Raw genomic sequence first — 9,571 nt, 5'->3', positions numbered from 1 at the left:
ATAGACATAATGACTCCCACACGGTGTTAGCCTCCGCTTTTCGTGGGTTAGCTTAATTCAAAGCCAGAGCCATAATTAGTTTGTCAATTAACTAAACAGCAGAGGCTAACATGAATAAACATAGCATACTTTTTATCGGTCTTGATACACATAAAGAATTCAATGAAGTTGCCTATATTGAAGAACATAGAGGTGCGCAACCTGTTCATCTTGGCCGAGTTTCGTCTTCCAAAATGGCCGTTCAAAAGCTTGTTCGCCAGTTCGAATCGAAATACCCTGGCGCAACACTTCATTTTGTTTATGAAGCTGGCCCATGTGGTTATTGGATTTACCGATTAATTACCAGCCTTGGCCATTGCTGTTATGTGGTTGCACCTTCTCTTATTCCTAAAAAACCTGGTGAGAAAATTAAAACCGATAAACGTGATGCCCTTAAGCTTGCTAAATTACTTAAGTCTGAAGATTTAACACCTATCTATGTTCCTGAGCCTGAAGATGAAGCTGTACGTGATTTATCTCGTGCACGCGAAGTAGCCATGAAGGATTTAAAAGATGCCAAATATCAATTAAAGGCGCTGCTGCTTCGCAATAATATTAATTACAAAGGCACTGCGAATTGGTCACAAAAACATTTACGTTGGCTCACTGAGCTTGTGTTGCCACACCCCGCTCAGCACATCGTCTTACAAGAATTTTTACACACAATTACCGAACGAATAAGCCGACTTGAGCGGCTAGATAATGAACTAACACACCACGTTCACCAGTGGCGTTATTATCCTGTAGTAAAAGCAATACAAGCTATGCGTGGTGTCCGTTTGTTGGTCGCCACTGGCGTTGTTGCTGAGCTTGGCGATTTATCGCGTTTCGACCATCCCCGCAAATTAATGAGTTATCTCGGTCTTGTACCCAGTGAACACTCGAGTGGTGGCAAACGCCATATTGGCGCCATCACAAAATGCGGGAACGGCCGAGCAAGGCCCTTCTTGTGGAAGGTGCACATACTTATCGCTATGCAGCAAATATATCCACAGATATGCAAAAACGACAAGAAGGTTTACCAAAGGACATTATTGATATTGCGTGGAAAGCACAGATTAGGCTCTGCAAACGCTATAAAAAAATGATAGCCAAAGGGAAACACTACAATCTGGTTGTTACCGCCATTGCCCGAGAAATGATTGCGTACATATGGGCTATTGCAAGAGAAGTGGTGCTTACGCCAGTGAATAAAAAACTTAGATTGGCAAGAGTACCCGCATGATAAAAGAATTAGAGTTAATGCATGGGATCAAGCATCGGGTGTGGCACAACCACCGACGGCGTTAGGATGGCAATGCAGCTAACGCTGCATTGAACCACGAACATAGACTGAAGACAGGTGCCACGACGAAATAAGTAAGGTCTGCTCTGTTACTAGAAATAGTAATAACCAACGAATATCAGCAAGATAACCGACGACATTACTTGCTTCATCCTATGTATTAACTCGCTCTAATTCGAGCTAAAATAATTATGGCTTAAAAAGTTAGGCAAGGATCAGTGCGTTTAACTTGACAATGGGAGTCATACCAACGCCTCGTTAAGAGGCAAAAAATTGTTGGCTAAAATAAGCGACGAAGAAGCAAAAGCCAACTGTTTTTTGTCCTTTTAAACGACTTGTTATAACGCATGAACCAAATACATGATATCATCTTTTTTACTGTAATCGTTCTGGAGAATAATAGCTATATGTTGCAAGCTATTGAAATTGAAAACTTTAAATCTATTGAACATTTACGTGTAGATTTTGGACGAGTTAACTTGTTCATTGGAGAGAATGGTTCAGGAAAAAGTAATATTCTTGAAGCACTTACTTTCGCCGCAGCTTCTGAAGCTGACAAGCTTGATGCGGAGTTTTTAGAGCATAGAGGAATCCGTGTTACCGCTCCAAAACTTATGCGTTCTAACTTTTCCACAGAACACCTAGATGACCCTATCAAGATCAAGGTATTTATTGACGAAGAAGGTAGTGGAAGAACCTATATCATTAATAACGAAAACGAAACATACTCGGAATGGAAACTAAAAGTAGATACATCGATTACTTCGGATGAAATAACATTGAGTTCAAAAGAATTCAAATTAAGATTCTCGCAATATCAAGAAATGATGAAATTAATCTCAACTCCTTCTTTCGAAAAGATTAAAGAAAAGATGAATGATGATGATGATGAATTTGAAAAAACGCTTGAAGAGTTTAAAAGCGAAGATTTTGCGTCAGTGTTCAGCAAAATGTCTGATACTGTTTCTGATGCTGAAAGTGCTGTAAATGAATTTTTATTCTCTTTGAAAAATTTTGTTATTTATTCTCCACAAAATAAACAACTAAGAAACCTTAAAGAAGAAGGAGCTATTCGCCCAGTAGGAATACATGGAGAAGGTCTATTTAAGCTATTAAGGGAGATTTACACTAAACAACCAGAAGCTCTGCAAGATATTGAAAATGGTCTAAAACTAATAGGTTGGTATAAATCTATGGATTTAGAAAATGAACCAGAGTTAGTTGAAGATGAGTTATTCCTACAAGATAAATATCTGCCTGTTCAATTAACACAAAGAAGTGCTAATGAGGGCTTTCTTTATGTTCTTTTTTACATGGCTTTAATTGTTTCAAAAAATACTCCAAAAATTTTTGCAATAGATAACATCGACTCCGCTCTTAATCCTAAATTATGTGCCAAGATCACTAGTTATTTAGTAGAGCTCGCTAAGAAGTACAATAAACAATTATTCTTAACAACTCAAAACCCAGCAACATTAGACGGAATAGATCTGTTTGACGAAGAACAAAGGCTGTTTATTGTATCCAGAAAAAGAACAGGCGAAACTACGGCAAGGCGATTTACTTCAGAACAAATGCCAAAAACTGATAACGATGAACTTATCCTATTGTCAGAAGCTATGATCAAGGGATTCATTGGTGCAATCCCTAGAGGTTTTTAAATGGAGTTTGGACTAATTTGCGAAGGAAAAACAGACCAAGCCGCTATTGAAAATATGCTATGTGGTATATTTGAAGATGAGGAATTATTTGATTTAATTACTGAGCTTCAACCTGGAGGCGTTTCGGATAGTAATCAATATGGTGGATGGGAGCGTGTATTTGAATACTTATGTAATCACAAGTTTAGACAGTCGTTTAGTACCGTAAAGAAAGTTGTCATTCAAATAGATACTGATGTAGCACATTTAAAGAGCTTTGACGTAGATCTTCGAGATGAGCAAGGCACAACTTTAAAAAGTGCTATATCAATAGCGGAAAAAGTAAAAGGTAAGCTAATTGAGAAGATAGAGTCTGGTCAAAAAGATTTTTATGACAATCATAAAGAAAGGATTATTTTTGCAATAACGGTACATTCGCTCGAAATTTGGCTTTATAAGCATCATAGTAAAGCGCCTACTAATGTAAAAACAATTAATAGTGGCGAGAACAAACTAGCGCTAGAACTACAAAAAACCAAAGAATTTAAAAGCTATGTATTAAAGGGGAAAGGTAAAAAGCTAGAAATAGATAAAAACTATGATAACTATGACCAACTAACTCGTGCTTTTTATAATAAAAAAACTCGAAATGACGCAGTTAATAACCTTTACCTTTGTGATGAAAGTTTCAAAATATTTAAAGAACAATTAATACCTTAACAAGTCACGCAGCCATCAGACTTGGCTGCGTTATAACTTTTAAATAAGGGGCGCAGACGCGTGGGCTATAATGCGAAGCAGCCCACGTGTATGCGTCCCAGCGAACGCAGTGAGTGGCTTAATTTTTTTGTTAGGTAGCATTACCGGAAAAACGAACATTTTCAACCTTCGTAATTTTAGGGCTTTCACTACAAATGACTTCCAAGCATTCATCGTTTGTTACCAGCATATGTGACCACTCCTGATTATTTCCTATAGCGAATGAAAGCGGACTCTCTTCATGCCATGGGTGACCTTTTAGCTTAAAAGTATTCTTTTTGGGGCGTTCAGATGACCACAGATAGAGAAGACCATGCTCATCTAATAAACGATATGCATTAACCGTTTCAAAGGCTAACTCGTAAAGCGCTTCGGTTTCTTCATGGAAAACACGAGCGATCAAATCGATGTCCTTATGTTTGGGATTGCCGAGAATTTCAACTTTTGCGCCAGAAGATTTTGTCAGTGACCATTTATCGATACTCCACGATACATCAATGATCCAAGCAGTGCCTTCTTCAAAAGGAGATTCCCAAGTTTCAAATTCCATCTTGCTACCTAACGCCGCGCTCACCGGTAAATTATGAGCGCAGCGAGTAATTTATCCGTGTGCAGCGCCTTGTTCAGCGTCTACTGCACTTTGCGTTACTTTTCCATATCGCCTTTTCATGCGATCACATGTATCCCTGACTTTTCTTCGAATAACGTGCTCAGGCTGGCCTTCATTTCTTTCTCGAACTCTATTTGCTATCTCGATTAATTCTCTTGGCATATATTCTGATGCATCAGCTTCAAAAAACAGAGGAAGCAATTGCTCTTGATCTCTACTAAAGTTCGATCTAGAAGGACCAAAAGACAACGTATTAGCTAAAAAGTCCAATGACATTAATGGGGATGACGGTGGGCGCTCAAACTCTTCTTTAAGTTTATTTCTAATCTTCCAAGCTAAACTGTCAATTGTAAGCCACCAATGTTTATAACCTAGCTCTGATACTTGTTCTTTTTTTCGCATTCCGATGACGCCTACATAACTCTCAACATCATGCTTTATTAACGCCTCAGTTATGGCCTCATCAAAATTGCCGTTTCCGTTTCCATTTCCATTTCCATTTCCATTTCCATTTCCATTTTCTCCTCGTCTTCCCCTATGAGCCTCAGACCATAATGCTTCTATACGAAACCTTGTATCCTCATCCACTAATTCAAGGGCATCAACTAAGGGCTCAACCAAAATATTAAAATTATGTTTGAGGTACTCTTCAATATCATCCTCAGGCCGATATTGCCCATGAAAAACTTCGACTGAGGATGCAAATTTTCCGGGTTCATACCCCTGCTCAACATAATGGTAGTACAAGAAAGGAATTCGTCCGTTCCACTGATTTATATTTCTTCTTGAACACGTAATCGAGATATTAATGTGTTGTAATACCTCCCTAATTACTCCATCTGTAACGCATAACTCAACGCCGCTTTCTATTAAAGAAGAAGCAATATTCGTATACTTTTTGCTCTGTTCTTCCCTATAGAATGTTTCAACGAGTAAAGGTAATACAATTGTAGTGTCCAGCCAAATTTTCCCGTGACTGAATATTTTCTTTGTCACTTTCTGGACATCAGGTGTTTCTCGAAGAAATGAATAAAGCGTATAGGTGTCAGATATCTTCTTTAGGTGCGTCTTTACCGCGGTTAAATCAGAACTTAGCAACCTTGCTATTACGTTTAAAGCAATATCAGGAAAATGGACTAGATAGTCCTCATCTGACGGGAAGTCACTTATGTCTGAGAATATGCAGTTTTTAAGCGTATTATGGTCATTTAAACAAATATCACCGTTCACTACAGAAGAAGCAAATGATTCACCAGACTTGATCAGATAATTATCAATAACCCTCAATATTCTATTTGATATTTCTTCAATATTTTCATCGTTTATGTGATCGCTATCCTCCCTCTCATTTTCAACTAGCCTTCCAACTTCACTGGAAAATTCTACTTCTTCGCATTCGGTCTCAGCGACCCGCTCTTGTATACGATTTACCTCATCATGAGTGAGGCAAAATTCATCTTCTTTAGTCCAATGACGAATTACTTTTTTATTTAGTTTATTGAGGGCAGAGTCAACATTCTTCTCGATTTCAACTGGATCACTTGATGGTATAAACGTAATAACTTTTTCATGTACGTTTTTACGCGCCATTCTATTTTCTGAACTGGTATTTCTTAATGCGGCCCTAACTAGCGATTCAAACGCAATTTTTGTCAAGCCTTTGTCAGTATTCTCATCTTCCCACTGCATGCCTAAATACGTTAGAGCTGCTTTTGACTCTATTGAAGTTAATGCCGGCCTAGATTTCTCAATTATTGCCTCAGATTCCAAAAGTGGTCTTGCAATAACATCAACCAGCTGAGAGGCACAGCTATATTTATTATCATCTAGCTCGTATCTTTCCAAAAACCAACTTTTATCACGAATATCTAATGAAATGCCTTTACCTAGGCATTTTTGCTTTAATGCATCGCCTTTGGCACCAATTTGCTGATTGGTACAATAAATTAGAACTCTTATTTGATCGAAATTTTCTTCAAGGCGCTTTATCGTCCTCATAACTTTAGGGTCAAAGTCTTTAGAAACTGAATATTGAACCGCTACATATGTCGATCCATCTGATGAAAATAACTCCGAGTCTCGTCCCCCATCACCACTTGGAGATGCCATTGTCCTAAGAGATGGAAGCTCAGATGCAAGAAAGCCAGAACTAAGCTCTTCGAAGTACTCCCAATCTGATGGCCTTGTTTTGTCTAAAGCCAACTCAAATAATTTTCTATTCATGCTATTCCCTAATTTATGACTCTAGTCTGACATGACGCTGAACATGTTTATAGCGAGCTAATCGCGCGTATTTCTACCACAGCGTAGCTCGTTTTCTTATTGGTTTATTATTAACAAACTTGCCAACTAATTGCCAGTGTTATTAAAATTCACCCGCGCGCGTTTTCTTCTTAGTATAAAACGAGCGACAGGGTCGTTTTCTTGACTATGCGAGCGACGAAGCCATAGCTGTGCATATATACAGCGCTAATTTGACGAATTGAAAATGAAAACTCGCTCTGCGTATTTAAATTACATTGCCGACTATATGCTCACTCGACAGTATTCATTAAGAACTATTAATACTTATTTGAGTCGGGTCCAAACTTTATTCACTTTCACAACAAACGCCACCCAAGCTCAATGGGAAATTCAGAAGTCGAAGCGTTTTTAGACCATATTCTATTAAAACGTAACATGTCAGCTAAAACACAAGCTGCTAATGGAGTTGTTAGCCCTTTTTCAAAATTATGAGCGTCTTTTTTTTAATCCTCTAGCGTTACATATTCGCTTTAAGACCAATATCGCTATCTATTGCTACTTTAAAAAACACATAAAAAAGCCCCGTTTGGTTTTAATCAAACGGGGCTCCACACTAATTATTGACTCAAGAATAAAAGCGCCGATTTTGCTGGCGCTTTGCATCATTGAATTAGCTTTGTAGCTTACTGGTTAACCACACTTTTAAGTGGGTTAACTGGTTGTGCGTTGTCATCTAATATGTTCATATCAAAATCGAACTCATCAACACGAATCGCTTTTTCACGTTTCTTGTTGTAATCAATTAACTGAGCAAACTCAGCATCTGTGATTACGTTTGCAGCAAGTGCGTTTTCAAGCGTAATGCTAAAACGAGCACCTGGCTTGATGGTTTTTGCACGTAATGCTTTTTTAACTTTTGCAAGTTCAGCTAGTGATGCAATTTTAGCTTTATAAGCTTGCTCGTTAATATGATGACCGTCGCCTTCAATAGGCTTAACTAAATGCGTTATTTGCGCTTTAAAAGCTGTGTCAAGCTGTGCTTGTTCAGCTAATTCGCGGATTAAATCATCGCTGATTTTTGGCATTTTAGTTGAGTAGTTCATTGTAACGAAACGAATAAACTTACGAGTACCACTTGCAGGGAAGTTATCTAAGAACTTGTGCAATGCTTCTTCTGCGCTTTGTAGTGCAAAACGAGTTGCATAATGGAAGTAAGGTGCTGCTTGCTCGCGCTCGCTGCTCGCCACTTTTTGCTCGTAGTATTTAATTGATGCCATAGCTGCGTACAAGAAGCTCATTACATCACCTAAACGTGCTGATAGCATTTCTGCTTGCTTTAATTTACCGCCAAGTACTAACAACGAGAAGTCAGCGTATACTGCAAGTTTTGCAGATAGTTTGTGTACTGCTTTTTCGTAGTCACGTACTTCTGGTAATGCTGAGCTTGCGCCAGCTGTAAATGGTAATACACCTAAACGGAATGCACGTAAGCTGTTTGCTGTACTGTAACCAATTGTTTTACGTAAAATACCGTTAAATTCTGCATCAGCGCCTTTGTCGTCGCTGTGGATTGATTCAACCATAGATTGTAAGTATGGGTGACAACGCATAACACCTTGACCAAATATCATCAGGTTACGAGTAAGGATGTTTGCACCTTCTACAGTAATTGCAATAGGTTGCGCAACGTAGCCACTTGCTAGTGTATTTTGTGGACCGTTTTGAATCGCTTTACCGGCTTGAATATCCATCGCCGAGTCTAATACGTCGCGACCAAGCTCAGTCATGTGGTATTTAGCAATTGCCGTTACTACCGACGGTTTTAAGCCCATGCCTAAACCTTCAGTTGTAAGTACACGCATTGCTTCTTGAAGGTATGTTTTACCCGCAATGTCAGCAAGCTTTTCTTGAATACCTTCAAACTGACCGATTGATAGACCAAACTGCTCTCGTACTGCTGCGTATTCAGATGCAGATTTAAGTGCAACTTGCGCTGTACTTACACCTAGCGCGGGTAGTGAAATACCACGGCCAGCACCTAAACAGCTAACCAGCATTTGCCAACCACGGCCGATGTTTTTCTGACCACCAATAACAAAATCCATTGGTACAAATACTTTGTTACCACGTGTAGTACCGTTGTAAAAACGGATACCCATTGGATCGTGGCGATTACCAAGTTCTACACCTGGGTGCTCTTTTGGAATTAAGGCACACGTGATACCTAGATTTTCTTTACCACCTAGTAAACCGTCTGGGTCAACTACTTTAAATGCTAAACCAAGAACAGTTGCGATTGGTGCAAGTGTGATATAACGCTTGTCCCATGTAATTTCTAGGCCAAGAACTTCTTCGCCGTTGTGCATGCCTTTGGTTACTTTACCAACGTCTGGAATGCCGCCTGCATCAGAACCCGCTTCAGGGCTTGTTAGGGCAAAACATGGGATGTCTGTGCCGTTTGCTAAGCGTGGTAAGTAATGCGCTTGTTGCTCTTGCGTACCGAAGTGAAGAAGTAGCTCACCCGGACCTAATGAGTTAGGTACCATTACTGTTACTGCTACTGCAGAACTTTTTGTCGCAATTGTGCCAACAATTGTTGAGTTTGCGTAAGGGCTAAACTCTAAACCACCAAATGACTTAGGAATGATAAGCGAGAAGAAACGTTCTTTTTTCAAAAACTCTAAAATGTCATTCGGTAAGTGAATGCCATTTTGAATTACTGAATCGTCAATCATGCCTAGTAGCTCTTGTACAGGGCCGTCAAGGAATGCTTGTTCGTCAGCTGTTAGTGTAGCTGCTGGTACATCGCGTAATGCACTGAAATCAGGCTTACCTTGATAGATAGAACCTTCAAGCCAAACATCACCCGCGTCTAGCGCTTCTTGCTCAGTGATAGAAATACTTGGTAAAACTTTTTTTAACTTTGTACGTAAACTCATGATTGAACTCATCCGACCAGATAAATAATACCTACATTACGTCATAAAAATCGCT

Annotated in this window: 6 protein-coding genes and 1 pseudogene; 4 read left to right on the top strand and 3 right to left on the bottom strand. The window is 39.2% G+C overall.

Translation table 11 applies throughout. From position 1 onward, the window contains the following. The first annotated feature begins 110 nt into the window (after positions 1 to 110). From P20480_RS14175 to P20480_RS14185, 3 genes and pseudogenes are all read left to right on the top strand, one after another. A pseudogene (locus tag P20480_RS14175) lies at positions 111 to 1,264 on the top strand (IS110 family RNA-guided transposase). A gap of 407 nt (positions 1,265 to 1,671) precedes the next feature. Continuing rightward, entirely contained in the window at positions 1,672 to 2,985 is a 1,314-nt protein-coding gene (locus tag P20480_RS14180) for an AAA family ATPase (protein ID WP_050547928.1), read from the top strand. Further along, positions 2,986 to 3,684 carry a hypothetical protein gene (locus P20480_RS14185; RefSeq protein ID WP_008127506.1) on the top strand — a complete coding sequence of 233 codons (699 nt, stop codon included), beginning with the start codon at positions 2,986 to 2,988 and terminating at the stop codon, positions 3,682 to 3,684. 130 nt (positions 3,685 to 3,814) lie between these two features. Here P20480_RS14185 and P20480_RS14190 read toward each other — a convergent pair whose 3' ends face one another. Together P20480_RS14190 and P20480_RS14195 are read right to left on the bottom strand one after the other, a co-directional pair. After that, the gene (locus tag P20480_RS14190; RefSeq protein ID WP_008127504.1) at positions 3,815 to 4,273 is read right to left on the bottom strand and encodes a hypothetical protein; all 459 of its coding nucleotides are present in this window, start codon (positions 4,271 to 4,273) and stop codon (positions 3,815 to 3,817) included. Positions 4,274 to 4,324: 51 nt separating this feature from the next. Then, the gene (locus P20480_RS14195; protein ID WP_008127502.1) at positions 4,325 to 6,556 is read right to left on the bottom strand and encodes a hypothetical protein; all 2,232 of its coding nucleotides are present in this window, start codon (positions 6,554 to 6,556) and stop codon (positions 4,325 to 4,327) included. A 402-nt stretch (positions 6,557 to 6,958) separates the two neighbouring features. Here P20480_RS14195 and P20480_RS19760 point away from each other — a divergent pair, with 402 nt between their 5' ends. Continuing rightward, positions 6,959 to 7,069, top strand: a complete 111-nt coding sequence (locus P20480_RS19760; protein WP_235591591.1) for a hypothetical protein — start codon at positions 6,959 to 6,961, stop codon at positions 7,067 to 7,069. 191 nt (positions 7,070 to 7,260) lie between these two features. Here P20480_RS19760 and P20480_RS14200 read toward each other — a convergent pair whose 3' ends face one another. Further along, positions 7,261 to 9,516 (bottom strand): acyl-CoA dehydrogenase, encoded by a 2,256-nt coding sequence (locus P20480_RS14200; protein ID WP_008127499.1) that lies wholly within the window; start codon positions 9,514 to 9,516, stop codon positions 7,261 to 7,263. Between the last annotated feature and the right edge of the window lie 55 nt (positions 9,517 to 9,571).

Source organism: Pseudoalteromonas sp. BSi20480 (genome assembly GCF_000241365.1).
Classification (GTDB): Bacteria; Pseudomonadota; Gammaproteobacteria; order Enterobacterales; family Alteromonadaceae; genus Pseudoalteromonas; species Pseudoalteromonas marina.
Note: the sequence above shows the minus strand (reverse complement) of the source record. Positions and strands in the feature narration are given on the sequence as shown.